Genomic DNA, 24,394 nt, shown 5'->3' with positions numbered 1-24,394 from the left:
AGGCCGGGTTTTTGGTGTTGTCTTTCAGAGACAAAATCAGGCTGCTTCTTCTTCCTGAGCTTCATCTTCCTCAACTGTCTTGCCGCGCTTGGGACCCTTGGCAAGGTTGACCTCGATCAAGCGAACAGCTTCCGTATCGGACATCTTATTGACGGCGGCAATTTCGCGCGCCATGCGATCCAGCGCCGCTTCATACAGCTGACGCTCGGAATAAGACTGCTCGGGCTGGTTTTCGGCGCGGAAAAGATCGCGCACCACTTCTGCAATGGAAATCAGATCACCGGAATTGATCTTGGCATCATATTCCTGTGCGCGACGCGACCACATCGTGCGCTTCACGCGGGCCTTGCCCTGGACCACCTTCAATGCACGTTCGACGAAATCCGTCTCGGAGAGCTTGCGCATGCCGATGCTCAAGGCCTTGGCGACCGGAACCTTCAGGCGCATTTTGTCCTTTTCAAAATCGATCACGAAAAGCTCGAGCTTCATGCCCGCGACTTCCTGTTCTTCGATAGAGGTGATCGTGCCGACGCCATGCGCAGGATAAACAATCGATTCACCAGTTCTAAAGCCCTGGCGTGCGGGAGAATTCTTTTTCAGTTGGGTCGTCATTCGATTCACAAACTCCCTTTGACTCACCCGTTTTATCGGGTCTGGGGAAACCGGGTCTGTCAGGCCCGGATGAGACGGGGGAAACCGTCGGGACACTCCATACTGATCCGACAACGCGCGCAAAAACAGACCAACTCGCGAAACGGCGACGACAACATCAAAGTGTTGCAATGTCACGGGGAACGCGGGGAGCGATCTGTTTCTTTCGTGATGTTTTTCGGGCACGCGAGTGCCACCTTGTGGAACAGTGAGTAAGCTCTACCACAAAAAAGTGCGGAAATCAATAATTTGCTTTTATTCTTGCAAGCCGCATGACAGTCGGACAGTGCCCAACCAAAAGACAGCTGATTCGAGCGGGTGACGGGCGCACCGTCACCATCCGGGTTTAATCGCCGGAACCTGGCTCTGCCGAGAAGTACTTTTCATACTTGCCCTCTTCGCCGTCCATTTCCTTGGCCTCCGGAAGAGGATCCCGCTTCACGGTAATGTTCGGCCAGATCTGCGCGAAGTCGGAGTTCACCTTCAGCCACTTGTCGAGACCTGGTTCCGTGTCAGGCTTGATGGCCTCAGCCGGACATTCAGGCTCGCAGACGCCGCAATCGATGCATTCGTCCGGGTGAATGACCAGAAAGTTCTCACCTTCGTAGAAGCAATCGACCGGGCATACTTCGACACAGTCTGTGTATTTGCAGCGGATGCAATTGTCTGTCACGACGAATGTCATGCGAAACTCCGAATATCGCAGATTGCGGCACGCTGCCGACGAAAGGTGCGGCAGGCGAAAAGCCGGCAGGCTTCAGCACTCAAGGAAGTCATGCTTTTCGAGTGTCACCTAATGCCTTTGCTGCAACTGCGCAAGAATAAACCGTGCGTAAAAACCGGGTCTTGAGGGCGGATTTTCTAAACCTAGTTTTCGCCCGCTTCGGGAAACAGGCGTTCGGTCTCCCGCCTTTCCTTCTTCGTCGGACGCCCGGAGCCCGGCAGGCGTTGCGCCTGCTCGAACGCCGTCAACTTCTGGCGTTCCTCCGGAGGCGGCGTCAGATCTTCGTAGAGAAGCCGCGCCTCTTCGAACGGTCCGCGCCGATCACCCCCGGACTTGACGACCAGAACGACATCGCGCCGTTCCAGCTTGATGTCGAGGCGGTCCCCGGTCTTGACCTGATAGCTCGGTTGAGAAACCAGCGCGCCGTTTATGCGGATGCAGTTGGACTGGATCAGCGACTGCGCGATGGAGCGTGACTTTGCCATGCGCGCGAAAAAGAGCCACTTGTCGATGCGCTGTCGCGAACCTGCATGCAGCTCTTTTTCAACCATGCGCCTACTTCTTCATCTGCTCCTTGAGAGCAGCAAGCTTGGCAAAGGGCGAATCCGGATCGATCGGCTTTTCCTTGCGCGGTGGCTTGGCCTCAAAGCGAGCGGGCTGCGGTCCCTTGTTACGGTCCGGACGATCGTTACGATCTCCGCGCTCGGGACGATCGCCCCGGTTTTCAGGCCGACGGTTGTTGTTGTCGCGGTTTGGACGACCACCGTCACGGCGCTCGCCATCCCGACGACCATCGCGGCGGCCTTCCTTGGGAGCGGCTTCGCCCTGGGGGCGGGCTTCCTGGGTGCGGCCTGCTGAGGCAGCACCGGCATTGCGCTGACCCTGGCCGTTACCACGGCGATCACCCTGCTGTGGCCGACCACCCTGGCGCTGGCTGTTCTCGCGACCGCCACCCGGGCGCCACAGGAGAACAGGCTTTGCTTCTTCGGGTTCGACGGCAGCGGCAGATTGAGTCGAGGCGGCTGTCTCGGCCTGAGCGTCCGGCTCGGCCGTTGCAGGTGCCTCAACGGTTTCAGCTTCCATGGAAGCGGCGACGTCAGGCGCCGCAGCTTCTTCACTCGCAGCGTCTTCTGCAGGAGCAGCAGCCTCGGCAGGCGCCGCAACCTCAGCGGAAGCTTCGGTTGCTTCAGTTGCTTCGACCTGATCGCCTTCGGCAGTCGGTGCGGCCTCGTCTGCTGCAGCCGTTGGTGTGGCAGGGGCAGCCGCAGCTGGCTCCTGGCCAGCCAGGAATGCCTGCGCCTCTTCAGGCTTCACGGCATCGGCACGATATCCGAGGCCTTTCAGAATTTCTTCCATATCGTCAGGCGTCGCACCGAGGATCGACAGCATGGCTGTCGTCGTCACGAAGCGGCGACCGTCATAGGCGCCTTCCGGACGCGGGCTGGAGCCCGGCTTCCACTGCAGCAGCGGACGGATGAGATCAGCCAGACGCTCGAGAATGTCGATACGAACGGCACGCTTGCCGAGGAAACGGAAACCGGCGAGCTTGTAGAAGGTACGCTCGAAAGCAGGATCCGCGACGACCGATGTGCGGCCGGCAGCAAGCGCCGGAATGAGATCGCCGTAACCCGGCTTGTCGATGCCGTCGTTCTTCAGCGCCCAGAGAAGCGTGATAAGCTCGGCCGGAGCAGGCTTCAGCAGCGCCGGCATGAACACATGGTAGGCGCCGAAGCGGATGCCGTAGCGGCGCATCGAAGCGCGCGCATCCTGATCGAGCGTCTTCACGTCTTCGGCAACATCGCGCCGGAACATGACGCCGAGGTTTTCGACCAGCTGGAAGGCCAGGCCCTTGGCGAGACCCTGCAGGTCTTCAGCGCGCGACAGATCGTCCAGCGGCTTCAGCACGGTCGCGATATGGTGGTTCACGAAACGCTCGATGCGCGCAACGACGTGTTCGCGGGCATTGCCGGTCAACTGCTCGTCGGCAAGCAGGATCAGGCGCGGGCGCATGATATGGTCGCTTGACGCAAGCCGGCCGACAGGTTCGCCTAGCCAGCGCACGGAACCGTCCGAGCCGACAGCAAGGTCGTTGTTGCCGGATGCATAAAGCCGCGCGGCGCGTGCCTCGAACTCCAGCGCAAGCGCCTTTTGCGCGGCACCCTGGACGGCCTTCGCATCGGGACCCTCCGTGCCGGCTATAGGCGTGAATCGGAATCCAGCCAATTGCCCCACATGATGGCCTTCGACGAAGACATCCCCATTCACACTGATTTCAGCTTCCAGCATCGCATTCTCTCTTAGGCGCTTCATGAGCACAGATGTCCTGCGATCAACAAAGCGTTTCGTCAACCGTTCATGTAACGCGTCCGACAACCTATCCTCGATTTCCCGTGTCTTTTCTTGCCAGTGTGTCGGATCGGCAAGCCAGCCAGGGCGGTTCGAAACATAGGTCCAGGTACGAATCTGCGCGATTCGGGCCGACAGGGTGTCGATTTCTCCGTCGGTCCGGTCGGCGCGGCGAACCTGTTCTGCCATGAATTGCTCGTTCACCGTGCCGAAGCGCACAAGATCCGAGAAAAGAGTCGAAATGAGGTCTGCGTGTTGCGCAGGGGCAATCCGCCGATAGTCCGGCAGAGCGCAGGCCTCCCACAATTTTTCCACCCGCTCCGGCGTTGTCGCCGTATCGCGGATTTCTGCGTAGCGCGACAGATAGTCGAGCGCCTGGATATCGATTGCCGGCAGCGCGCGGGCAAGACCCGCCACGGTCGGCGGCCGGTCGAGACTGGCGCGCAGAGCGGCAAGCGAGGAATAGTCGACGCTTTTCGTGCGCCACTGCAGCACTTTCACCGGCTCGAAATGATGACCCTCGATCCGCTCGACCAGTTCGTCGTCGAACGGCTGGACCTGCCCGGTGACACCAAAGGTTCCGTCACGCAGGTGGCGGCCCGCACGCCCGGCAATCTGCGCCATTTCGGACGGATTGAGATTGCGGAACTGATAGCCGTCGAACTTGCGATCCTGAGCGAAGGCAACGTGATCCACATCGAGATTGAGGCCCATGCCGATCGCATCGGTTGCGACGAGATATTCCACATCGCCTTCCTGATAGAGAGCGACCTGGGCATTGCGGGTGCGCGGGCTCAAGGCGCCAAGCACGACAGCCGCACCACCGCGCTGGCGGCGGATCAGTTCGGCGATCGCATAGACCTCTTCCGCAGAGAAGGCGACGATCGCGGAACGCTGCGGCAGGCGGGTGATCTTTTTCTGACCGGCATAAAACAACTGCGAGAGGCGCGGCCGTTCGACCACGGTGATCCCGGGAAGCAGCCGTTCGAGGATCGGCCGCATGGTGCCGGCACCGAGCAGCAACGTTTCCTCGCGTCCGCGAAGATGCAGGATGCGGTCGGTAAAGATGTGCCCGCGCTCGAGATCGCCGGCAAGCTGCACCTCGTCGATCGCGACGAAGGCGGCCTTGGTCTCGCGCGGCATCGCCTCGACGGTGCAAACGGAAAAGCGCGCCATATGCGGCGTGATTTTTTCCTCGCCCGTGATCAGCGCAACATTGTGATAGCCCACCTTCTCCACGACACGCGTGTAGACCTCGCGTGCAAGCAGGCGAAGGGGCAGACCGATGACGCCGGAACCGTGCGCAACCATGCGCTCGATGGCATAATGGGTCTTGCCGGTATTGGTGGGGCCTAGCACGGCCGTGACGCCGCGGCCGCTGAGAATCATGGGCTGAGAATGCAAAGCCAGTTCCTGCTTATCCGCCGATGCGATCCTCCACGGAAACGCAATCGCAGTATCAGATGGCCATGCTCGACGATAAACGCAAGCCGATATGTTGTCCTCGACAAGGCGAGACCACGATTTCCAGGATCAACATGTGTACGATACGCACGCCAGTTTCGTTCGAACAAACGTGAACGAATCGGCGACGATTGCGGATTCCGGAGCGTTCTCGATCTGTTTCGAACATTACCCGGCTTTCCGACGCATGGCCAAAGTGTAACCCGTTAACCACACTTCACGGGCGAGCTAGTGGTGAGTGGAACAAAAGTTACCATGCTACGTTTTCTCGGCAATCCCAACCGGACATGTCGAGCCGGGAGGTCAGCGGAGTACAAGCCTATGCTCGGAACCATCCTACTTATCGTACTGATTTTGCTTTTGATCGGCGCGCTGCCGAATTGGGGGCACAGCCGGAACTGGGGTTATGGTCCGTCCGGCGGTCTCGGCCTCGTTGTGCTGATTATCATCATCCTCCTGCTGATGGGCAGGATCTAAAAGCGGCGAAGCCGCACGTTACCAAGGGAAGGAAAGTGACATGAAAAAAGTTTTGCTCGTCGGCGCTCTCGTCGGAATGCTGGCATCCTGCACATCCACTGAAAAGGGCACTGCAATCGGTGCTGCTTCAGGCGCCGTTATCGGTGGCGCTGTAACCAACAGCTGGGGTGGCGCTGCAGTCGGCGCTGTCGGCGGCGGTCTGGTTGGCGCTGCTATCGGCGAATCGCAGAAGCGCAACGGTTACTGCGTCTATCGCGACCGTTATGGCCGTACATACGAAGCGCGTTGCCGCTAAGTCCTGCGTTTAGTCGCAGAATAGAAACCGGCGTCCCATGGGCGCCGGTTTTTTTGTATCCGCTTACCCGGCGAAATACTGACCGCCATTTGCGCTGAGCGTCGAGCCGGTAATGAATCCGGCTTCTTCGGAGGCTAGAAACAGCACGCAGCGGGCGATTTCTTCCGGTTCGCCCAACCGTCCGACAGGGATCTGCGGGATGATCTTCTCATCCATCACCTTTTGCGGGATGGCACGCACCATGTCGGTTCCGATATAGCCGGGGCAGATCGCATTGACGGTGATGTTCTTCGAGGCCCCTTCCTGCGCAAGAGCCTTGGTGAAGCCGAGATCGCCAGCCTTGGCGGCGGAATAGTTCACCTGCCCCATCTGGCCCCTCTGGCCATTGATCGAGGAGATGTTGATGATGCGGCCGAAGCCGCGCTCGCGCATGCCGGGCCACACCGGATGGGTCATGTTGAACAGGCCGGAAAGGTTGGTATCAATGACCTCCTTCCACTGCTGTGGCGTGATCTTGTGAAACATGCCGTCGCGGGTGATTCCGGCATTGTTGACGAGGACGTCGACAGGCCCGAGCTGCGCTTCGACTTCAAAGATGCCCTTCACGCAGGCATCGTAATCCGACACGTCCCACTGGAACACCGGAATGCCCGTCGCCGCGTGAAACTCAGCGGCCTTTTCGGTATTGCCCGCAAAATTTGCGGCGACCGAATAGCCTGCCGCTTTCATGGCAGTGCTGATCGCAGCCCCGATGCCGCGCGTGCCTCCTGAAATCAACGCGATACGCGCCATGTAAACTTCCTTTCATACCGTCGCCGCCGTCAGCGTAACGGAGCTGCTCACGCCGATAACGTGGGCAGCTGCCACCCAGTGCTAGAGCGCTTCCAGACACATGGCGACGCCCATACCGCCCCCGATGCAGAGCGTCGCAAGCCCCTTTTTCGCGCCACGGCGCTTCATTTCGAACAGCAGCGTATTGAGAATTCGCGCACCCGACGCACCGATCGGGTGACCGATGGCGATCGCTCCGCCGTTGACGTTGACGAGCGACGGATCGAGGCCCAGATCCCGCGTGACCGCGCAGGACTGTGCGGCAAACGCCTCATTCGCTTCGATCAGATCCACATCGCCGATTTTCCAACCGGCTTTTTCCAGCGCGCGACGCGAAGCCGGGATGGGGCCGGTTCCCATGATCTGCGGATCGACGCCGGCGGTGGCCCAGGAGACGATGCGCGCGAGCGGCGCAATGCCACGACGACCGGCTTCTTCCTCCGTCATCAGCAACGCTGCGGCGGCGCCATCGTTAAGGCCGGATGCGTTGGCGGCAGTCACTGTGCCTTCCTTGTCGAAGGCCGGCCGAAGCTTCGCCATCCCCTCCAAAGTCGCACCGGCACGGATGTATTCGTCGTTCTCGACGCGAACATCGCCCTTTCGGGTTTGGATCAGGAACGGAACGATCTCGTCCCTGAAGCGGCCAGCAACCTGCGCTGCCTCCGCTTTGTTTTGCGAGGACACCGCGAACTGATCCTGTTCCTCGCGCGACAACTGCCACTGTCGGGCGATGTTTTCAGCGGTGATGCCCATGTGATAGCCGTAGAACGCGTCGGTCAGGCCATCCTTGATCATCGTATCGATCATCTTGAAATCACCCATCTTCACGCCGCCGCGCAGATGTGCGCAATGCGGGGCCATCGACATGGATTCCTGGCCTCCCGCGACGATGATTTTGGCGTCGCCGAGCGCGATCTGCTGCATGCCCAGTGCGACCGCACGAAGACCGGAACCGCAGAGCTGGTTGACGCCCCAGGCCGTCGCCTCCTGCGGCACCCCGGCCTTCATCGCTGCCTGGCGGGCGGGGTTCTGTCCCTCGCCGGCAGGCAGGACCTGCCCCATGATGACTTCGTCCACTTCCCCCGCCTCCACGCCACCGCGCGCCAGCACCTCCTTGATTACCGCGCCGCCAAGTTCGTGTGCGGGCACGTTTGCAAATGCGCCGTTGAAGGAGCCGACGGCCGTTCTTGTTGCGGCTGCGATAACGATGGATGGATTGGACATGATGTCTCCTCTTTCCGTTTCTTGGCACCGAGACTGGCAAAGCCTGAGCGCCCTGTCAAACGCCCGGTTTTCGCCCGAAACACCCGGTTTTTCATCGATTTGCTGCGCAGCATGGTGATCCATCGCGGCGCACAAATCGATTGTCAGTTGCGCCAATTTAAGCTTACATTCGAGGCGGGAGAAGATGCCAAGCACTAATAATCGCGCGAATGGCGAAGTGGAGGGAAATCATGGCAAAGACCGAAGGTGACGTGACGATCAAGAAATACGCTAACCGGCGTCTCTACAACACCGGAACAAGCACATACGTGACGCTCGAAGACTTGGCGAAAATGGTCAAGAAGGGCGAGGTATTTACGGTTCAGGATGCCAAGACGGGCGAGGACATCACGCACTCGGTTCTGACCCAGATCATTTTCGAGCAGGAGTCCAAGACGGGAAACACGCTTCTGCCGGTGTCCTTCTTGCGACAGCTGATTTCCTACTACGGCGACCAGATGCAGATGGTGGTGCCGACCTTCCTCGAACATTCGATGAAGACGTTTTCGGACCAGCAGGTGCAGATGCGCGAGCAGATGACGAGTGCGTTCGGTGACACGCCGATCGCCAAGAACCTGCACCTTCCGATGCAGATGATGGAAGAACAGGTGCGGCGCAATACGGACATGTTCCGTCAGGCCATGCAGATGTTCACGCCCTTTGCCGGTGCCGCGACGCCGCCTCAGCACCAGTCCGCCCCACCATCGGGCAAGAAGGCGGAAGCCAAGGACATCGACGAACTGAAGGAGCAGCTCCGCGCGCTTCAGGGTCGTCTCGACAGCATGAGCACCTGAACGGCACCTGCTGCGGGAAGAAACGCGCCTTACCGAGCGCACAACAAAAAAGGCCGGCAAAGCCGGCCTTTCAAGCAATCATCAGAAAAGCTTATGCGCTTTCCTTCGGCGTCAGAACCTGACGGCCGCGGTACATACCGGTCTTGAGATCGATATGGTGCGGACGGCGCAGTTCGCCGGAGTTCTTGTCCTCGACAAATGTCGGGGTCTTGAGAGCGTCAGCAGAGCGGCGCATACCGCGCTTCGACGGGCTCGTTTTTCTTTTAGGTACAGCCATTTTCGTTACTCCACTTCGTGCAAAACAGGGATTTCCGGCCGGAACTGAGGCCGAACATTCCATGTCTCGATCTCGGAAATTTGGCGCGCTTATACATGCCAACCGGGTACTTGACCAGTCCCTGCAGGGATATTGGCGGGATTTTTTCGCAAACCACGCCGAAACACCTCAGGCCTCGTCTTCTTCGACGATTGCTGTCTCCTGAAGGGCCGCTTCCTGCCATGAAACCCAGGCCGGATGCGACGTCATTGCCTCCATATACGCAAGCGTGTCGGCGTCGTCTACCAGATCATAGACCGCAAAGCGATTGACGACCGGTGCGAACATCGCGTCCGCTGCGGTAAACTCGCCAAACAGGAACGGACCGCCGGATTTTGCCCGCAGTTCCCGCCAGATCGTGGAGATGCGCGCGACGTCTTCCATCACCCCATCGGCAAGCTCGATACGCCGCTTCGGCCGGCGAAAATTCATCGGGCAGGCATTGCGCAGCGCGCGAAAGCCCGAGAGCATCTCCATCGAGATGGAACGGGCGACGGCACGATCCGCAGAGGATGTCGGCCAGAGCCCGCTCTCCGGAAACAGCTCGGCTGCGTATTCGATGATCGACAGCGACTGCCAGACGCGCACGTCGCCATGATGCAGCACCGGCACCTGGGCATTGGGCGAGATCGTCTTGTAGCGTGGATTGCCTGCCGGATAATCGAACGGGATCAGCACTTCCTCGAAAGGAACGCCGGCAGCTGTGAGCGCAATCCACGGCCGGAAGGACCAGGACGAATAGTTCTTATTTGCAATATAGAGGACGAGTTTTTCCATCGGCGCGGTTTCCATCAGGTCTCGGAATCGAAAATCATCAGTTCGTGGAAATGGTTCATGTCCTCGAACGAGCAGAATGCCGGCGGACGCAATTGAAGCACCGGGGCCGCGCGCTGGATCTCAGCGGTCACCTCGTCGAGCATCAACTGCCAGGCCGGCAGCGCTGCATCCGACAGGCGCTCGATCACATAGGCAAAGGTAATGTGGAAGGCATAGTCGTCGTGATCCGGATGGCGATACCCGAGGAGCCGCGCCAGCGCATCGCGCCAGGCCTTCATCGCCCTGCGGTCATTCTCGGACTTCCCCTCGACCACAAGACCGGACGGCTTGGCGCTTTTCACGGCGACCTGGAACGGATCGAGCGTCGAGAAACCTTCAAGCCGCGCGGCCATGATTTCCGTCATATCCTCGATTGGCGTCTCGAGCGGCATATCGTCCGGCCAGAAGCGAGGCTTGCGGCGATGCTCGATGACACCCTGGAACAGCGTCATGTGCAGGCTGGTGATCGGCGTGAAAAGAAAACGCTCAGCTTCCGGCATCTCGAGATAGCGCGCGCGTGCCGACACAAGCAGCGCCTGCGTTGCCGATCCTTTTTCCAGATGGCAGACGATCGTGTTGCCGGGCTCGGGCAGAAAGCCGCCTCGCCGTCCGTAACGCGTTCCGAGCAGCGGCGGCGGTTTTGGATTGTGCGTCGCCGAGTATTTGAGGAGATCGGGCGAAATCAGTCTGGCATCCATCGGCGGTCCACTTTCTACGTAAACGCACTCACAAAGCGTGCTCGACGCGCTCTTACGCCAGCGTCGATACTGACAGATGACATGAGGGACGTTTAACGCTTAGTTTTGACGTCACCCATAAATGCATTTGATGTAATCGCTGGATGCGCGGGCGCGCCGTTCCACGACACCCGCCAGCCGCTGCATTCCGCGGCCGGGCTTGCTGGCGACCCGCGTATGCGGATTGGGAAGTGCGACGGCGAGCAACGCGGCCTGACGGGCACTCAGCTTGGCGGCTGGCACCTTGAAATGATACTGCGCCGCCGCTTCAGCCCCGTAGATACCAGGTCCCCATTCTGCGACGTTGAGATAGATTTCCATCAACCGCCATTTCGGCCAAATGAAATCCTCAGCCAGCGCCAGCGGCAGTTCCAGCCCTTTACGGATGAAGGAGCGGCCGTTCCATAAAAACAAGTTTTTGGCCGTCTGCATCGGAATGGTGCTCGCGCCACGCGTTGCCTCGCCGTCCAGTGCATCCTGCACGACGCCGCGCATCTGGCGCCAGTCGACGCCGCCGTGGAAACAGAACTGGCCGTCCTCCGACATCATCACGGCCCGCACGAGATTGGGCGAGATGTCCTCGATATTAACCCACTGGCGGTCATACCCGCGCAGAAGAAACAGTTCCGACAGCATGAGGGTGGACACCGGCCGCGTGAATGGCAGCGCATAGACCGGGATGAGAAGATAGGGCAGCACCACCAGCGCAATGACGAACAGGATGACGCGCCGGAGCCACGTGGCGTTAGGCAGGCGAAACCGTCGTGCGGGCCTCACGGGTTCGTCTTCTTCGGCATGCTGTTCAGGTGCGATATCCAAGGTGCTTCTACCCGCCCGTTTAAAGTTTCATAGCCGGTGGCGCTTTCGAAGGCCAGTCCACCGGCTGAAACTTCGGCAATGCTGGTAAATCGACATTGCCTGTATCGTCGCCTCATGCCAAACAGCCCGGCATGAACACGACCGATCCTGCATTCGAAAGCCGGTTGAAAGACAGCGCAGTCGCCACCGAGGCGCTGCTTGTGTCGCTTCTTTCGGATCAAACGTTGCCCGACGAAGTCACGCGCCCGGCCCATCTGATGGCGGCGATGCGCCATGGTTCGCTGAATGGCGGAAAGCGCCTGCGACCGTTCCTGCTGCGCGAAAGCGCGCTTCTTCTTGGTGGCAACGAACTGGCTGCCCTGCGCGTCGGCGCGGCTCTCGAATGTCTCCACTGTTATTCGCTGATCCACGACGACCTGCCGGCCATGGACGACGACGACCTTCGCCGTGGTCAGCCGACGGTCCACAGGGCATTCGACGAGGCGACCGCGATCCTTGCCGGCGACAGCCTGCTGACCTACGCCTTCGACATCATCGCAGCGCCTGAAACAGCCCTGCCGGACCGGGCAAAGACGGAACTTGTTCTGGCCCTTGCCCGCGCCGCCGGTTCCGGCGGCATGGTGGGTGGCCAGGCGCTCGATCTGGCTGCGGAAAAATCAGCACCGGACGAGGCAGGGATTACCAAGCTTCAGGCGATGAAGACCGGCGCACTGATCCGTTTCGCCTGCGAGGCAGGTGCGATCATCGCGGGCGCAGATCAGGAACATCGTCAGCGCCTCAGAAAATTCGGCCAGGTCATCGGGCTTGCCTTTCAGCTCGCCGACGATCTTCTCGACATCACCTCCGATGCCGAGACCATGGGCAAGGCGACCGGCAAGGATGCCGCCCGCGGCAAGGGCACGCTGGTTGCCATGCATGGCACAGGCTGGGCGGAAGAGAAGCTCGATACGCTGACGGCAGAGGCCGTCGACCTGCTTGCGCCCTACGGCGAAAAGGCATTTATTCTGCAGCAGACGGCGCGCTTTATCGCCAGCCGTCAGAACTGACGAGACGGGACAACGGCAAGCCTCCCGGATCAACCCCGAGGAGTAAAGCATGCCGGATGTATTCGCCTACCTGCCCTATATCTGGCCAGCCTATCTCGCCTATCTCATCGCCGTCCTCAGCCCCGGACCTGCCAATTTCGCCATTATCGGGATGGCGATTTCGCATGGCCGTCGCAACGGAGTGATTCTTGCGCTCGGCGTCTTCTGCGGCTCGCTGACCTGGGCCTGCGCTGCCGCACTAGGGCTCGCCGCAGTCCTGCGCAGCTACGCGATCGCGCTCGAAATCATGAAGGTTCTCGGCGGGCTCTATCTGATCTATCTCGCCTGGAAGGCATACCGCTCGGCGCGGACCCCGGATATCGAGACCGCATCGAGCGAGAGCAGGACGTCCTATACGGCAAGGCAACTCTGGCTGCGCGGCTATGCCATCCACGTCACCAATCCGAAGGCAATCTTCGGCTGGCTGGCGATCATCTCGCTCGGCCTGCCGGCGGATGCACCGCCTTCGGCAATCCTGCTGATCGTCGGCATCTGCTCGACCTCAAGCCTGGTCATCTTCACCGGATATGCGGTTCTGTTTTCGACCCGCCACGCGCTTCGCGCCTACAAGGCCGCCCGGCGCTGGATCGAAGGCACCATGGCGGTGTTCTACAGCATTGCCGGCGTGAAACTGCTGACGAGCCGGATCTGACCGGCTCGTCGATATCTGACCGAACTCAGCCCTGCTCGATCGGCGCGATCGCGACTTCGACGCGGCGGTTCTGGGCGCGACCATCCGGCGAGGCGTTGGAGGCAACCGGCTGCGACGGGCCATAGCCCATCGTCGACACACGGCGCTGATCGACGCCGCGACCACCGAGATAGTTGGCGACCGAGACGGCACGGCGTTCCGAAAGCGCCTGGTTGTGCTGCAGGCTGCCGGTCGAATCCGTGTGACCGTTGACGTCGATATAGGTCTTGCCGAACTTGTTGAGCACGATCGCAACCGAATCGAGCGTGGCATAGAACGGCGGGATCACCTGGTCCTGATCGGTGGCGAAGGTGATGTTCGACGGCATGTTGAGAATGATGCGGTCGCCGTTGCGGGTCACCGATACGCCGGTTCCCTGCAGCTGCTGGCGCAGTTCGGCTTCCTGGCGATCCATGTAATTGCCGATGGCGCCACCGGCGAGACCGCCGATCGCAGCGCCGATCAGCGCATTGCGGCCCTTGTTGCCGCCGCCGATCAACAGACCGCCGACCGCGCCGAGACCGGCACCGATGGCAGCGCCACCAGCCGTGTTCGACATTTTCTGCTGACCCGTATAGGGATCGGTCGTCGTGCAGGCAGAGAGATACGTCGCGCAAGCTGCGACGATAGCAATTTTTTTCAACATATGAATCAGTTTCCCCGTCGTCCGTAGTACCCCTCATTTACCATGAAATACGGCAATAGCGAGGAGAGGCCGCGGCAGCCGGGATAAGGAATTATCCCTATCCGGGAATGACGCTTACTCGGCGGCGGTTTTCTGGCCGAAGCGGTTCTCGATGTAATCGATCACCAGCTTTTCGAAATCCTGAGCGATATTGGGGCCGCGCAGCGTCATCGCCTTCTGACCGTCGATAAAGATCGGGGCGGCAGGTGTCTCGCCAGTGCCGGGCAGCGAGATGCCGATATCGGCATGCTTGCTTTCGCCGGGGCCGTTGACGATGCAGCCCATGACGGCGACGTTCAGGGCTTCGACGCCCGGATACTTTTCGCGCCAGATCGGCATGTTCTTGCGGATATCGTTCTGGATGTTCTGAGCCAGCTCCTGGAACACCGTCGACGTGGTGCGCCCGCAACCGGGACAAGCGGCGACCACCGGAATGAACTGGCGGAACCCCATGACCTGCAGGATTTCCTGCGCAACCTGCACTTCGCGGGTGCGGTCACCGTTCGGTTCCGGCGTCAGCGAGACACGGATCGTATCGCCGATCCCGTGCTGCAGGACATAACCCATGGCAGCCGACGAGGCGACGATGCCCTTGGTGCCCATGCCCGCCTCGGTGAGGCCAAGATGCAGCGCATGGTTGGAGCGCTCGGCCAGCATCGAATAGCAGGCGATGAGATCCTGCACCTGGCTGACCTTTGCGGAGAGAATGATCCGGTTGCGCGGCAGGCCGATGTTTTCTGCAAGCTCGGCCGAAATCAGCGCCGACTGGACGATCGCCTCATGCATCACCTGGCGGGCCGATAGCGGCGAACCGGCTTCGGAATTGCGGTCCATCAGCGTCGTCAAAAGATCCTGGTCGAGCGAGCCCCAGTTGACGCCGATGCGGACAGGCTTGTCGTAACGGATCGCCATCTCGATGATGTCGCCGAACTGCTTGTCCTTCTTGTCCTTGAACCCGACATTGCCCGGGTTGATGCGGTATTTTGCCAGCGCTTCGGCGCAGGCCGGATGATCGGCCAGAAGCTTGTGGCCGATATAATGAAAATCGCCGATCAGCGGCACGTCGAGGCCGAGGCGCAGCAGACGCTCGCGCACCTTCGGCACGGCGGCAGCGCTCTCGTCGCGATCGACGGTGATGCGGACAATCTCGGAGCCTGCCTTGTAGAGCGCGGCGACTTGGGCGACGGTCGCATCCACATCAGCCGTATCCGTATTGGTCATCGACTGGACGACGACAGGCGCACCACCACCGACGATCACACCGCCGACATCGACGGCAACCGTGGCGCGGCGGGGCTTCGGATTATAGTCAATCGGTGCGTTCATGGGATCGTCTCGTTGCCTTTGCCCTGGGGCTAACTGGGGGCATAAACCGTCTTTCAGGTGGCGTATGACCGCCGGCTTGTCAACCAGCGGCCATGAATAGTTGGGTTAGTGATGCGCGCCGTCCGCGTGCCGGGCAAGGCTTGAGAGAAGCAGCGTCACCAGGATCAGCACCGACAATCCCGCGAAAATGCTGCCAAGTCCCGTATGCTCCGCGATAAAGCCGATCGCCGACGGTGCAACGAGAATTCCGGAATAGCCCATCGTGGTGACCACGGACAAACTGACGCCCGCTGCCATGCCCGGCAGATTGCCGGCCGCGGAAAACAGGATCGGCACGATGTTGGAAATGCCGATGCCGGCGAGAGCAAAGCCTGCAATGGCCATCGTCGAACTGGTCGCAAAACCGATCGTCAGCATGCCCAGCATGGCGATGACGCCGCAGACCCGAAGCGTATTGACGGCACCGAACCGGTCGCGGATGAGATCGCCTGCAAAACGCATTGCCGCCATCGTGAACGAGAAAGCCGCAAACGCAAAGCCGGACAGTGTCAGCGACGCCGAAAGCTCGTTGCGCATGTAGAGAGCGCCCCAATCAAGAATGGATCCCTCGGGGATCATGCAGAACAGCGCCATGATTCCGAGCAGCCAGGGAAGCGGTGACGACGGCAGGCGGCGTCCGGCACCGGCCGCCCTCTCCTCCGGATGCGGCGCATCCTGAAGCACCATTTTCCAGGCGACGGCGATCATGACGGCGGCGACGACGGTTACGAAAAGCGCATGCGGAAGAACGCCGATCCGTTCAAGAAGAAAGCCACCGGTCGAGGCGCCGAGCAGGCCGCCGAGGCTCCAGAACGCGTGGCAGGATGACATGATCGCGCGGCGCATGCCTTTCTCAGTCGCAACGGCATTGGCATTCATTGCCACATCCATCGCGCCGATCAGGCCGCCGAACAGAAACAACGCAACCGCTCCGCTCCAGACGCTGCCGATCAGCGACAGGAGAAGAAGCGTCGGCGTCAAAAGGACTGCGGTGACCTTTGAGACGATGCTGGAGCCGAACCTCGCGATCTGGCTGCCGGCGATCGGCATCATCACGATGGAGCCTAGCCCGAAGATCAGGATCATCACGCCGAGCGACTTTTCGCTGAGCGCCAGACGTGCCGCAAATTCCGGGATCTTTGGCGCCCAGGCACCGATCATGAAGCCGTTCATCAGAAACAGCAGCGATACGCCGATCCGCTGCGGTGTGATGAACGCACGTCGGGTCTTGGCTTCCGCCGGCGAAGACAAATCGTTCATCAGGTTGCTTCCTCCAGGCGCTGAGATTTAATTAAATCGATTTAGATTGCAATCTTCCGCGCTCAGCATGAGTTTCACGATTTATGTCTCCGGTTCACGCTTGTCACCCCTTAGCAACGACGGATGGAGCGCGACGAAGCTGATTGCAATCGCTGCAGAACGCCTTAAGCATTCGGATATGCAATGATATGAGGCGTCGGTATCCGGCGTGTGACTTTCTTGAAATCCAGCATCGGCAGCGGCATTCTTCTCGTCAGTACCTCCTACTTCGTGTTCACGCTTCATGATGCGGTGATCAAGCTGCTGGTGGTCGATGTCGGCGTCTGGCAGATCATTTTCTTCCGAAGCCTGACGGTTCTGATCGCCTGCCTCGTCATCGGGGGACGCGGTTTCATCCCGCGCGTTGTCCGCTCGCCGATCGTGCGGCCGATGATGGTGCGCAGCGTTATCCTTCTCGCCGCATGGGTTTCTTTCTACACCGCAGCCAAGTCCCTGCAATTGGCCGAACTGACGACGATCTATTACGCCAATCCGATCGTCGCCACCCTGCTTGCTATTCCGGTTCTGCGCGAAAAGGTGCCCGCGGTCCGCTGGGTGGCGATCATCCTCGGCTTCGTCGGCGTGGTGATTGCCGCAAATCCGGCCGGGTTGACACTTTCGCTCCCGGTCGGTCTCGCGCTCCTCGCGGCAATCCTATGGGCCATCGGCAGCGTTCTCTTGCGCAAGACGGCGATGAACGAGAAGACCCTTGTCCAGATGACGCTCACCAACTTCTTCTTCGTGGTGATGACCTTCGTCATGGCCGTGCTGACATGGCAGCCGGTCGATCTGAAAAGCGGTGCGCTTCTGGCGCTCGTCGGCATTCTCGGCGGCACCGCCCAGGCGACGCTGTTCGAGGCGATGCGACGGGCGCCGGTCTCGGTGCTTGCCCCGTTCGAATATTCCTCGCTGATATGGGCGTTCGTGCTGGGCTACGCCATCTGGCAGGACATTCCCGCAAGCAATGTCGCCGCCGGTGCCGCACTGATCTTCTGCGCCGGACTGCTGATCGTCGCCAGCGAGCGGCTGGCGGCGAGGCGCTATCGCCTCGCTCAACCTGCGGACGGATCGGACGGACCGGCGGGCGCCTGAGCCGTCAACAGTTTGACCCGTCAGGCCCCGTAGACGACGAGCAGATCCTTGGCGTCGATCTGGTCGCCGGCCTTGACCAGCACTTCGGCAAGCGTGCCGTCTTTTTCGGCGTGCAGCGCGGTTTCCATCTTCATCGCTTCGATGGACACCAGCACGTCGCCGGCCTTGACCGCCTGACCCGCCGCCACGAAGACGCGGGAAATCACGCCCGGCATCGGCGCGCCCAAATGCAGGGGATTGGCGATATCCGCTTTGGCCCGCACAGCCGAACCGCTTCCGCCATGGGCCCGGTCCGGCACCTTGATGCGGCGCGGCTGGCCGTTCAGTTCGAAAAAGGCGGTGACCATGCCCTGCGCATCCGGCGCACTCGTCGCCTGGTTGACGATAACAAGCGTCTTGCCGCGTTCGATATCGGCAAACAGCTCTTCGCCATCCGCGATCCCGTAGAAATAGGCATGCGTCGGCAACACGGAGACCGGACCGTAGGTCTCCGACGCCAGGGCGAAGTCGGTGAACACTTTCGGGTACATCAGATACGAGGCGAACTCGAAGTCGTCGACCTTGCGCTCCAGCTTGTCCTCGATCGTCTTGCGCTCGGCATCGAGATCAGCCGGCGCCAGCAGCGAACCGGGAACGTCCGTATAGGGCTGATCGCCCTTCAGCGCTTTTTTCTGGAGCGCCTGCGGCCATCCGCCCGGAGGCTGGCCGAGATCGCCCTTCAGCATCGACACGACCGAATCCGGGAAGGCGATGTCCTTGGCCGGGTTTTCAACGTCGGCCACGTTCAGATCCTGGCTGACCATCATCAGCGCCATGTCGCCCACCACCTTGGACGACGGCGTGACCTTGACGATATCGCCGAACATCCGGTTCACATCGGCATAGGTCTGCGCGACCTTGTGCCACTTGCTCTCGAGACCGAGCGAACGGGCCTGTTCCTTGAGGTTGGTAAACTGGCCACCCGGCATTTCATGCAGGTAGACTTCCGAGGCCGGACCCTTGAGATCGCTCTCGAACGCCGCATACTGGCCGCGCACCGCTTCCCAGTAGAACGAGATCTTGCGGATCCATTCCGGATCAAGCCCGGTATCGCGGTCTGTTCGCGACAGCGCTTCGACGATCGAACCGAGGCAGGGCTGCGACGTGTTGCCCGACAGCGCATCCATCGCCGCATCGACGACGTCGACGCCGGCATCGACAGCCGCAAGCACGGTCGCAGCCGAGATGCCCGACGTGTCATGCGTGTGGAAGTGGATCGGCAGCGAGGTCGCTTCGCGTAGTGCCTTGAAAAGGACGCGGGCAGCCGCGGGTTTCAGCAGGCCCGCCATATCCTTCAGCGCGATGATATGAGCGCCGGCCTTTTCGAGTTCTTCCGCCAGTGCGACGTAATATTTGAGATCGTATTTCGGGCGCGCCGAATTCAAGAGATCGCCGGTATAGCAGATCGCGGCTTCGCAGAGCCGGTTCTCCTCGTTCACCGCATCCATCGAGACGCGCATGTTGTCGACCCAGTTCAGGCAATCGAACACGCGGAAGACATCGATGCCGCCCTTGGCGGCCTGTTGGACGAAGTATTTCACGACATTGTCGGGATAGTTCTTGTAGCCGACGCCGTTTGCGCCGCGCAGCAGCATCTGCAGGAGGATGTTGGGCGCCGCCTCGCGGATCAACGCCAGCCGTTCCCACGGGTCCTCGGTCAGGAACCGCATCGACACGTCGAAGGTGGCACCACCCCAGCATTCCAGCGAGAACAGGTTCGGCAGCGCGCGTGCATAGACCCCGGCCACGCGGGCGATGTCATAGGTCCGCATGCGGGTAGCGAGCAGCGACTGGTGGCCGTCGCGCATCGTCGTGTCGGTGATCAGCGCCCGGCTTTCGCCCCGCATCCACTCGGCGAATTTCTTCGGGCCGAGTTCATCCAGCTTCTGCTTGGTACCAGCGGGAATATCGCCGTTGATGTACGGCAGAACGGGCTTCGCAGCCTTTTCCGACGGGGTCGGACGACCCTTGGTTTCCGGATGGCCGTTGACGGTGACATCGGCCAGATAGGTCAGAAGCTTGGTGGCGCGGTCGGCGCGCTTGACCTGTTCGAACAGTTCGGGCGTCGTGTCGATAAACCGCGTCGTATAGGAATTGTCGCGGAATTTCGGGTGGGTGATGATCGCTTCGAGGAAGGTAAGGTTCGTCGCGACGCCGCGGATGCGGAACTCGCGCAGCGCCCGGTCCATGCGGGCGATCGCTTCCAGCGGCTGCGGCGCCCAGGCGGTGACCTTGACGAGCAGCGGATCGTAGAAACGGGTGATGATCGCGCCCGAATAGGATGTGCCGCCATCGAGACGGATGCCGAAACCCGACGCCGAGCGATAGGCGGTGATTCGGCCGTAGTCCGGAATAAAATTGTGCTCGGGGTCCTCGGTGGTGATGCGGCACTGCAGCGCATGGCCGTTCAGCCAGATGTTCTCCTGCGCCGGGACGCCCGATTCCGGGGTGCCGATGGCAAAGCCGTCGAGGATGTGGATCTGCGCCTTGACGATATCGATGCCGGTGACGACTTCGGTCACCGTGTGCTCCACCTGGATGCGCGGATTGACCTCGATGAAGTAGAATTTGCCGGTATCGCTATCCATCAGATATTCGACCGTGCCGGCGCCGACATAATTGGTGGCGCCAGCGATCTTCAGCGAATAGGCAGCGAGTTCGGCCCGCTGCTCCTCGGAAAGATAAGGCGCCGGGGCGCGTTCCACGACCTTCTGGTTGCGCCGCTGGATCGAGCAGTCACGCTCGAACAGATGCACGACGTTGCCATGGGTATCGCCAAGGATCTGGCTTTCCACATGGCGGGCCCGCTCGACCAGCTTTTCGAGATAGACCTCGTCCTTGCCGAAGGCCGCTTTTGCTTCGCGCTTGGCCTCGACGACTTCCCTGGCGAGGTCCTTCGGATCGCGGATGGCACGCATGCCGCGACCGCCGCCGCCCCAGGACGCCTTGAGCATGACCGGATAACCGATCTCCTCGGCCATCTTCGCCACGACATCCATGTCGTCAGGCAGTGGTTCGGTTGCGGGTACCACCGGCACGCCGACCGAAATCGCAAGATTGCGCGCCGCAACCTTGTTGCCGAGCTGGCGCATCGTATCTGGACGCGGGCCGATGAAGATGATGCCGGCCTCGTCGCAGGCATCGACGAATTCAGGGCTTTCCGACAGAAGGCCGTAACCTGGATGGATCGCATCGGCGCCCGAGAGCTTGGCAACCCGGATCACTTCCGGGATCGACAGGTAGCTCTCGATCGGGCCGAGGTCTTTTTCGAGATGCGGACCGCGACCGACCTGATAGCTTTCGTCCGCCTTGAACCGGTGCAGCGAGAGCTTGTCTTCTTCCGCCCAGATCGCCACCGTCTTGATGCCGAGCTCATTGGCAGCACGAAAGACGCGGATGGCGATTTCGGAGCGATTGGCGACGAGAATTTTCGATATCGGCAAGACAAGCCTCCCCAGGTGCCTCGAATGGTGCACCGCAAGAGATCAACATCTCCCGCATTAGGCAAGGGCTATTTGGTCGATAGCCGGCGTCACTTACGCTTCAGGTCACCAGTCCATGGCGAAATGCCATGGCCACCACATGCTGTCGGTTCTTCGCTTTCAGCTTTTCCTGGAGGCCGTTGATATACCAGTCGACCGTGTGGTTGGAGATGTCGAGCGAACGTGCGATCTCGTGCGATGTCATGCCGTCGGCAAGGAGCGCCATGACTTCCATCTCGCGACGGGTGAGTTGGGTATCCAGTCTGGCCGAGGCCTCGAGCGCCGTCGCGTCGCCGGCGATCTCCAGCAGTCTCCAGAAAATGCGCTTGGCGGCCGTGTCGAACAGTGAGATCTCGGTCGGCGATAGATCGATCGGTTTGCCGCCGATGATCATGTTGCCGAGAAATCCGTTGCGTCCATGGATCGGAAACACGTAGCCGTCGTCGAGACCATGGCGGCCCGCTTCCTGCATCATCCGGTCCATCCGCGAACGATGCGGATCGGACTTCAGGGCAAGGATCGAATCGCGCCAGCGGAACGGGCGATGGGCCGCATTCAGCATCCGCATGACAGGGTCGATGACGGTATATTTGCGCGCGCGATAGACCTCGACCCAGCTGTCCGGCCAGCGGGAGATCAAGGTCATTCCCTCGGGATCCGTTTGCCCTTTTCTCAGGACGATTGCATAGAATTCGAAACCGTAGGTTTTGAGGAGTGACGCAAGATTGTTCGCCACTTCCTTCGTCGTTCGTGCCTCTTCAACCAATACAAGCAACTGCACAACAAATTGGATGCTCAAATTCGCCCCCAGACCGTCTCCCCGACGATCGGCTTTATTCTTATAAAACACCGACGCCGGCATAGAACCCGACCGCCCGCTTAACATAGTTATCATTTATACCACGTACATGCCGAAATCTTGTGATTGACGCAGCGATCAGGATCGGCATCAGCATACCGCATCGGTAACCTAACTACGGGCGAACCCTTGCTCTCACTGGATTATTTTCGGAAAAGAAGTTCACCGGCTAGGTTCGTCTCGGATTCGCCCTGTCCTTGCCATAACTATGCTGCCAATCGTTTCATGCCTGCACTTCAATAGGAGTTGCGCCCGTTGACGCTCTTCCAAGTTTACGCCCGAGCTTTGCAATATCTGACGAAGAACCGCTGGCGGGTCGCCGCGGTCGTCGTCGCCAACATTATTCTGGCCATCATCACGATTGCCGAACCGATTCTGTTCGGTCGAATCATCGACGCGATCTCCTCCAAGAGTGACGTCACCAACGTTCTGCTTCTGTGGGCAGGCTTCGGGGTCTTTAACACCGTCGCATTCGTGCTCGTTGCACGCGAGGCCGACCGTCTGGCCCACGGGCGCCGCGCTTCGCTGCTGACGGAAGCCTTCGGACGCATCATTTCAATGCCGCTGTCCTGGCACCACCAGCGCGGCACGTCGAACGCGCTACATACGCTGCTGCGTGCCTCCGAAAGCCTGTTCGGTCTGTGGCTGGAATTCATGCGAACGCATCTCGCGACCGCCGTTGCAATCCTGCTGCTGATCCCGACCGCCATCTCGATGGATTGGCGCCTCAGCATCGTGCTTCTCATTCTGAGCATCTTCTACTGGATCATCGGCGTTGCCGTGATGAAGCGCACGAAGGAAGGCCAGGCCGCGGTCGAAACCCATTACCACCAGGTTTTCAGCCATGTCAGCGATTCGATCAGCAACGTCTCTGTGATTCACAGCTACAACCGCATCGAAGCCGAAACTTCGGCCCTCAAGAACTACACCAAGGATCTGCTGAAGGCGCAGTATCCGGTGCTGGACTGGTGGGCTTTGGCCGGCGGCCTTAACCGCACGGCATCGACCGTCTCGATGGGCGTGATCCTTGTGATCGGCACTATGCTGGTGCAACAGGGCAAGATCCGCGTTGGTGACGTCGTCGCCTTTATCGGCTTCGCCAACCTTTTGATCGGCCGCCTCGATCTTCTGCGCCAGTTCGCAACCCAGATTTTCGAAGCCCGCGCCAAGCTCGAGGATTTCTTCGTTCTGGAAGATTCCGTCGAGGAGCGCGCCGAACCGACGGATGCACGCGATCTGGGAGATACGGTCCGGGGCGAAGTGGAGTTCCGCGACGTCTCCTTCGGCTTCTCCAACACGAGCCAGGGCGTTCACGACGTATCGTTCATCGCGCAAGCGGGGGAAACGATTGCGATCGTCGGCCCGACCGGTGCCGGCAAGACGACGCTGATCAATCTCCTCCAGCGGGTCTATGATCCGCAGCAGGGCAAGATTCTGATCGACGGCGTCGATATCGGCACCATCACTCGCAAGTCACTGCGCCATTCCATCGCGACCGTGTTCCAAGACGCGGGCCTGCTCAACCGCTCGATCAGCGACAACATCCAGCTGGGACGAGAAGGTGCAACGCGGGAAGACATCGTCCGGGCGGCAGAAGCGGCCGCTGCGGCCGAATTCATCGAAACGCGTCTCAATGGCTACGACACGACGGTCGGCGAGCGTGGCAACCGCCTGTCGGGCGGAGAGCGCCAGCGTATTGCCATCGCCCGTGCGATCCTCAAAAACGCACCGATCCTCGTTCTCGACGAAGCAACCTCGGCGCTTGATGTGGAGACGGAACAGCGCGTGAAGGCGGCGATCGACAAGCTGCGTCAGAACCGCACCACGTTCATCATCGCGCACCGGCTCTCCACCATCCGCGACGCCAACAAGGTCATCTTCCTCGAGGGTGGGCGGATTGCCGAAATGGGCACCTACGACCAGCTGAGCCGCAGCGGCGGCCGCTTTACGTCGCTCCTCACCGCCAGCGGCATCGTCATCGACGAGGACGAGGAAGGCCACAAGCTCCCGGTACCCGCCGAGCACGCCTAAGCTCTCGACCACTTATACCGATCGAACATCAGACTCCTCGCCTCCAGAAATGGAGGCGGGGGTTTTTTGTGAGGTAATGCGGGAGCACCGCTTTTTCGCGTGAGCTTCTGCCTACGCGGCTTTGCAAGTGCTTGCCATACAAAGCGCGTGAGCGGCGCGCGGGTTGGGTCCCGACCTGTTCCTGCCGGGATCCATGCCGCGCATTGTGAGCGGCATCCCGATCGGCTGGCACG

At 60.5% G+C, this 24,394-nt stretch carries 22 protein-coding genes; 7 read left to right on the top strand and 15 right to left on the bottom strand.

What is annotated here, in order from left to right; translation table 11 throughout:
* Window positions 1-36: 36 nt before the first annotated feature.
* The 4 genes from IFT59_RS00415 to IFT59_RS00400 form a co-directional block, all read right to left on the bottom strand.
* Entirely contained in the window at window positions 37-612 is a 576-nt protein-coding gene (locus IFT59_RS00415; protein ID WP_062462212.1) for a CarD family transcriptional regulator, read from the bottom strand.
* Window positions 613-997: 385 nt separating this feature from the next.
* Window positions 998-1,336, bottom strand: coding sequence for a ferredoxin FdxA (gene fdxA, locus IFT59_RS00410; protein WP_062462209.1), 339 nt, complete (start codon window positions 1,334-1,336; stop codon window positions 998-1,000).
* 182 nt (window positions 1,337-1,518) lie between these two features.
* The gene (locus IFT59_RS00405) at window positions 1,519-1,926 is read right to left on the bottom strand and encodes an RNA-binding S4 domain-containing protein (RefSeq protein WP_062462206.1); all 408 of its coding nucleotides are present in this window, start codon (window positions 1,924-1,926) and stop codon (window positions 1,519-1,521) included.
* 4 nt (window positions 1,927-1,930) lie between these two features.
* The gene (locus IFT59_RS00400; RefSeq protein ID WP_192087064.1) at window positions 1,931-5,131 is read right to left on the bottom strand and encodes a helicase-related protein; all 3,201 of its coding nucleotides are present in this window, start codon (window positions 5,129-5,131) and stop codon (window positions 1,931-1,933) included.
* A gap of 375 nt (window positions 5,132-5,506) precedes the next feature.
* On the opposite strand from IFT59_RS00400, the gene IFT59_RS00395 reads away from it, so the two are divergent.
* The gene (locus IFT59_RS00395) at window positions 5,507-5,662 is read left to right on the top strand and encodes a DUF3309 family protein (RefSeq protein ID WP_082471964.1); all 156 of its coding nucleotides are present in this window, start codon (window positions 5,507-5,509) and stop codon (window positions 5,660-5,662) included.
* A 40-nt stretch (window positions 5,663-5,702) separates the two neighbouring features.
* A complete protein-coding gene (locus IFT59_RS00390) occupies window positions 5,703-5,957 on the top strand; it encodes a glycine zipper domain-containing protein (RefSeq protein ID WP_062462199.1) in 255 nt (84 codons plus the stop codon).
* Window positions 5,958-6,020: 63 nt separating this feature from the next.
* Here the strand turns inward: IFT59_RS00390 and phbB are convergent, their stop codons facing one another.
* Together phbB and IFT59_RS00380 are read right to left on the bottom strand one after the other, a co-directional pair.
* Window positions 6,021-6,749 carry a beta-ketoacyl-ACP reductase gene (gene phbB / locus IFT59_RS00385; protein WP_062462195.1) on the bottom strand — a complete coding sequence of 243 codons (729 nt, stop codon included), beginning with the start codon at window positions 6,747-6,749 and terminating at the stop codon, window positions 6,021-6,023.
* 81 nt (window positions 6,750-6,830) lie between these two features.
* Window positions 6,831-8,012 (bottom strand): acetyl-CoA C-acetyltransferase, encoded by a 1,182-nt coding sequence (locus tag IFT59_RS00380; RefSeq protein WP_192085634.1) that lies wholly within the window; start codon window positions 8,010-8,012, stop codon window positions 6,831-6,833.
* Window positions 8,013-8,242: 230 nt separating this feature from the next.
* Between IFT59_RS00380 and phaR the strand changes: the two genes are divergently transcribed.
* Window positions 8,243-8,845 carry a polyhydroxyalkanoate synthesis repressor PhaR gene (phaR, locus tag IFT59_RS00375; RefSeq protein WP_113165692.1) on the top strand — a complete coding sequence of 201 codons (603 nt, stop codon included), beginning with the start codon at window positions 8,243-8,245 and terminating at the stop codon, window positions 8,843-8,845.
* A gap of 91 nt (window positions 8,846-8,936) precedes the next feature.
* On the opposite strand, the gene rpmF is transcribed toward phaR, so the two are convergent.
* The 4 genes from rpmF to mtgA all read right to left on the bottom strand — a co-directional run bounded on the left by rpmF (window position 8,937) and on the right by mtgA (window position 11,533).
* A complete protein-coding gene (gene rpmF, locus IFT59_RS00370; RefSeq protein ID WP_062462189.1) occupies window positions 8,937-9,122 on the bottom strand; it encodes a 50S ribosomal protein L32 in 186 nt (61 codons plus the stop codon).
* 168 nt (window positions 9,123-9,290) lie between these two features.
* A complete protein-coding gene (locus tag IFT59_RS00365) occupies window positions 9,291-9,938 on the bottom strand; it encodes a glutathione S-transferase family protein (RefSeq protein ID WP_184654643.1) in 648 nt (215 codons plus the stop codon).
* Window positions 9,939-9,952: 14 nt separating this feature from the next.
* The gene (locus IFT59_RS00360; protein ID WP_192085632.1) at window positions 9,953-10,675 is read right to left on the bottom strand and encodes a DUF1868 domain-containing protein; all 723 of its coding nucleotides are present in this window, start codon (window positions 10,673-10,675) and stop codon (window positions 9,953-9,955) included.
* A 111-nt stretch (window positions 10,676-10,786) separates the two neighbouring features.
* The gene (gene mtgA / locus IFT59_RS00355; protein WP_192085630.1) at window positions 10,787-11,533 is read right to left on the bottom strand and encodes a monofunctional biosynthetic peptidoglycan transglycosylase; all 747 of its coding nucleotides are present in this window, start codon (window positions 11,531-11,533) and stop codon (window positions 10,787-10,789) included.
* A gap of 131 nt (window positions 11,534-11,664) precedes the next feature.
* Here mtgA and IFT59_RS00350 point away from each other — a divergent pair, with 131 nt between their 5' ends.
* Together IFT59_RS00350 and IFT59_RS00345 are read left to right on the top strand one after the other, a co-directional pair.
* Window positions 11,665-12,579, top strand: coding sequence for a polyprenyl synthetase family protein (locus tag IFT59_RS00350; protein WP_192085628.1), 915 nt, complete (start codon window positions 11,665-11,667; stop codon window positions 12,577-12,579).
* Between the two features lie 49 nt (window positions 12,580-12,628).
* Window positions 12,629-13,270: a LysE family translocator gene (locus tag IFT59_RS00345; RefSeq protein ID WP_192085626.1), complete on the top strand. Its 642-nt coding sequence runs from the start codon at window positions 12,629-12,631 to the stop codon at window positions 13,268-13,270.
* Between the two features lie 25 nt (window positions 13,271-13,295).
* Here IFT59_RS00345 and IFT59_RS00340 read toward each other — a convergent pair whose 3' ends face one another.
* The 3 genes from IFT59_RS00340 to IFT59_RS00330 all read right to left on the bottom strand — a co-directional run bounded on the left by IFT59_RS00340 (window position 13,296) and on the right by IFT59_RS00330 (window position 16,619).
* Window positions 13,296-13,955 carry an OmpA family protein gene (locus IFT59_RS00340; RefSeq protein ID WP_062462176.1) on the bottom strand — a complete coding sequence of 220 codons (660 nt, stop codon included), beginning with the start codon at window positions 13,953-13,955 and terminating at the stop codon, window positions 13,296-13,298.
* Between the two features lie 114 nt (window positions 13,956-14,069).
* Window positions 14,070-15,320 carry a flavodoxin-dependent (E)-4-hydroxy-3-methylbut-2-enyl-diphosphate synthase gene (gene ispG, locus IFT59_RS00335; protein ID WP_062462173.1) on the bottom strand — a complete coding sequence of 417 codons (1,251 nt, stop codon included), beginning with the start codon at window positions 15,318-15,320 and terminating at the stop codon, window positions 14,070-14,072.
* Between the two features lie 105 nt (window positions 15,321-15,425).
* The gene (locus IFT59_RS00330) at window positions 15,426-16,619 is read right to left on the bottom strand and encodes an MFS transporter (RefSeq protein ID WP_192085624.1); all 1,194 of its coding nucleotides are present in this window, start codon (window positions 16,617-16,619) and stop codon (window positions 15,426-15,428) included.
* A 219-nt stretch (window positions 16,620-16,838) separates the two neighbouring features.
* Between IFT59_RS00330 and IFT59_RS00325 the strand changes: the two genes are divergently transcribed.
* The gene (locus tag IFT59_RS00325) at window positions 16,839-17,750 is read left to right on the top strand and encodes a DMT family transporter (protein WP_062462167.1); all 912 of its coding nucleotides are present in this window, start codon (window positions 16,839-16,841) and stop codon (window positions 17,748-17,750) included.
* 20 nt (window positions 17,751-17,770) lie between these two features.
* Here IFT59_RS00325 and pyc read toward each other — a convergent pair whose 3' ends face one another.
* Window positions 17,771-21,232: a pyruvate carboxylase gene (pyc, locus tag IFT59_RS00320; protein WP_192085622.1), complete on the bottom strand. Its 3,462-nt coding sequence runs from the start codon at window positions 21,230-21,232 to the stop codon at window positions 17,771-17,773.
* A 100-nt stretch (window positions 21,233-21,332) separates the two neighbouring features.
* On the bottom strand, window positions 21,333-22,070 hold the full coding sequence (locus tag IFT59_RS00315; RefSeq protein ID WP_062462620.1) for a helix-turn-helix transcriptional regulator: 738 nt from the start codon (window positions 22,068-22,070) through the stop codon (window positions 21,333-21,335).
* Between the two features lie 315 nt (window positions 22,071-22,385).
* On the opposite strand from IFT59_RS00315, the gene IFT59_RS00310 reads away from it, so the two are divergent.
* Window positions 22,386-24,161: a glucan ABC transporter ATP-binding protein/ permease gene (locus IFT59_RS00310; RefSeq protein WP_062581549.1), complete on the top strand. Its 1,776-nt coding sequence runs from the start codon at window positions 22,386-22,388 to the stop codon at window positions 24,159-24,161.
* Window positions 24,162-24,394 lie beyond the last annotated feature (233 nt).

The organism is Rhizobium sp. CFBP 8752, assembly GCF_014842035.1.
In the GTDB taxonomy this organism is placed as follows: domain Bacteria; phylum Pseudomonadota; class Alphaproteobacteria; order Rhizobiales; family Rhizobiaceae; genus Neorhizobium; species Neorhizobium soli.
Note: the sequence above shows the minus strand (reverse complement) of the source record. Positions and strands in the feature narration are given on the sequence as shown.

Coding starts and splice junctions, on each gene's coding strand:
- IFT59_RS00380 (WP_192085634.1), bottom strand. CDS start 8,012: ATGTCCAATCCATCCATCGTTATCGCAGCCGCAACAAGAACGGCCGTC.
- rpmF (WP_062462189.1), bottom strand. CDS start 9,122: ATGGCTGTACCTAAAAGAAAAACGAGCCCGTCGAAGCGCGGTATGCGC.
- IFT59_RS00340 (WP_062462176.1), bottom strand. CDS start 13,955: ATGTTGAAAAAAATTGCTATCGTCGCAGCTTGCGCGACGTATCTCTCT.
- fdxA (WP_062462209.1), bottom strand. CDS start 1,336: ATGACATTCGTCGTGACAGACAATTGCATCCGCTGCAAATACACAGAC.
- IFT59_RS00365 (WP_184654643.1), bottom strand. CDS start 9,938: ATGGAAAAACTCGTCCTCTATATTGCAAATAAGAACTATTCGTCCTGG.
- IFT59_RS00405 (WP_062462206.1), bottom strand. CDS start 1,926: ATGGTTGAAAAAGAGCTGCATGCAGGTTCGCGACAGCGCATCGACAAG.
- IFT59_RS00350 (WP_192085628.1), top strand. CDS start 11,665: ATGAACACGACCGATCCTGCATTCGAAAGCCGGTTGAAAGACAGCGCA.
- IFT59_RS00330 (WP_192085624.1), bottom strand. CDS start 16,619: ATGAACGATTTGTCTTCGCCGGCGGAAGCCAAGACCCGACGTGCGTTC.
- IFT59_RS00395 (WP_082471964.1), top strand. CDS start 5,507: ATGCTCGGAACCATCCTACTTATCGTACTGATTTTGCTTTTGATCGGC.
- ispG (WP_062462173.1), bottom strand. CDS start 15,320: ATGAACGCACCGATTGACTATAATCCGAAGCCCCGCCGCGCCACGGTT.
- IFT59_RS00345 (WP_192085626.1), top strand. CDS start 12,629: ATGCCGGATGTATTCGCCTACCTGCCCTATATCTGGCCAGCCTATCTC.
- IFT59_RS00360 (WP_192085632.1), bottom strand. CDS start 10,675: ATGGATGCCAGACTGATTTCGCCCGATCTCCTCAAATACTCGGCGACG.
- phbB (WP_062462195.1), bottom strand. CDS start 6,749: ATGGCGCGTATCGCGTTGATTTCAGGAGGCACGCGCGGCATCGGGGCT.
- phaR (WP_113165692.1), top strand. CDS start 8,243: ATGGCAAAGACCGAAGGTGACGTGACGATCAAGAAATACGCTAACCGG.
- IFT59_RS00415 (WP_062462212.1), bottom strand. CDS start 612: ATGACGACCCAACTGAAAAAGAATTCTCCCGCACGCCAGGGCTTTAGA.
- IFT59_RS00390 (WP_062462199.1), top strand. CDS start 5,703: ATGAAAAAAGTTTTGCTCGTCGGCGCTCTCGTCGGAATGCTGGCATCC.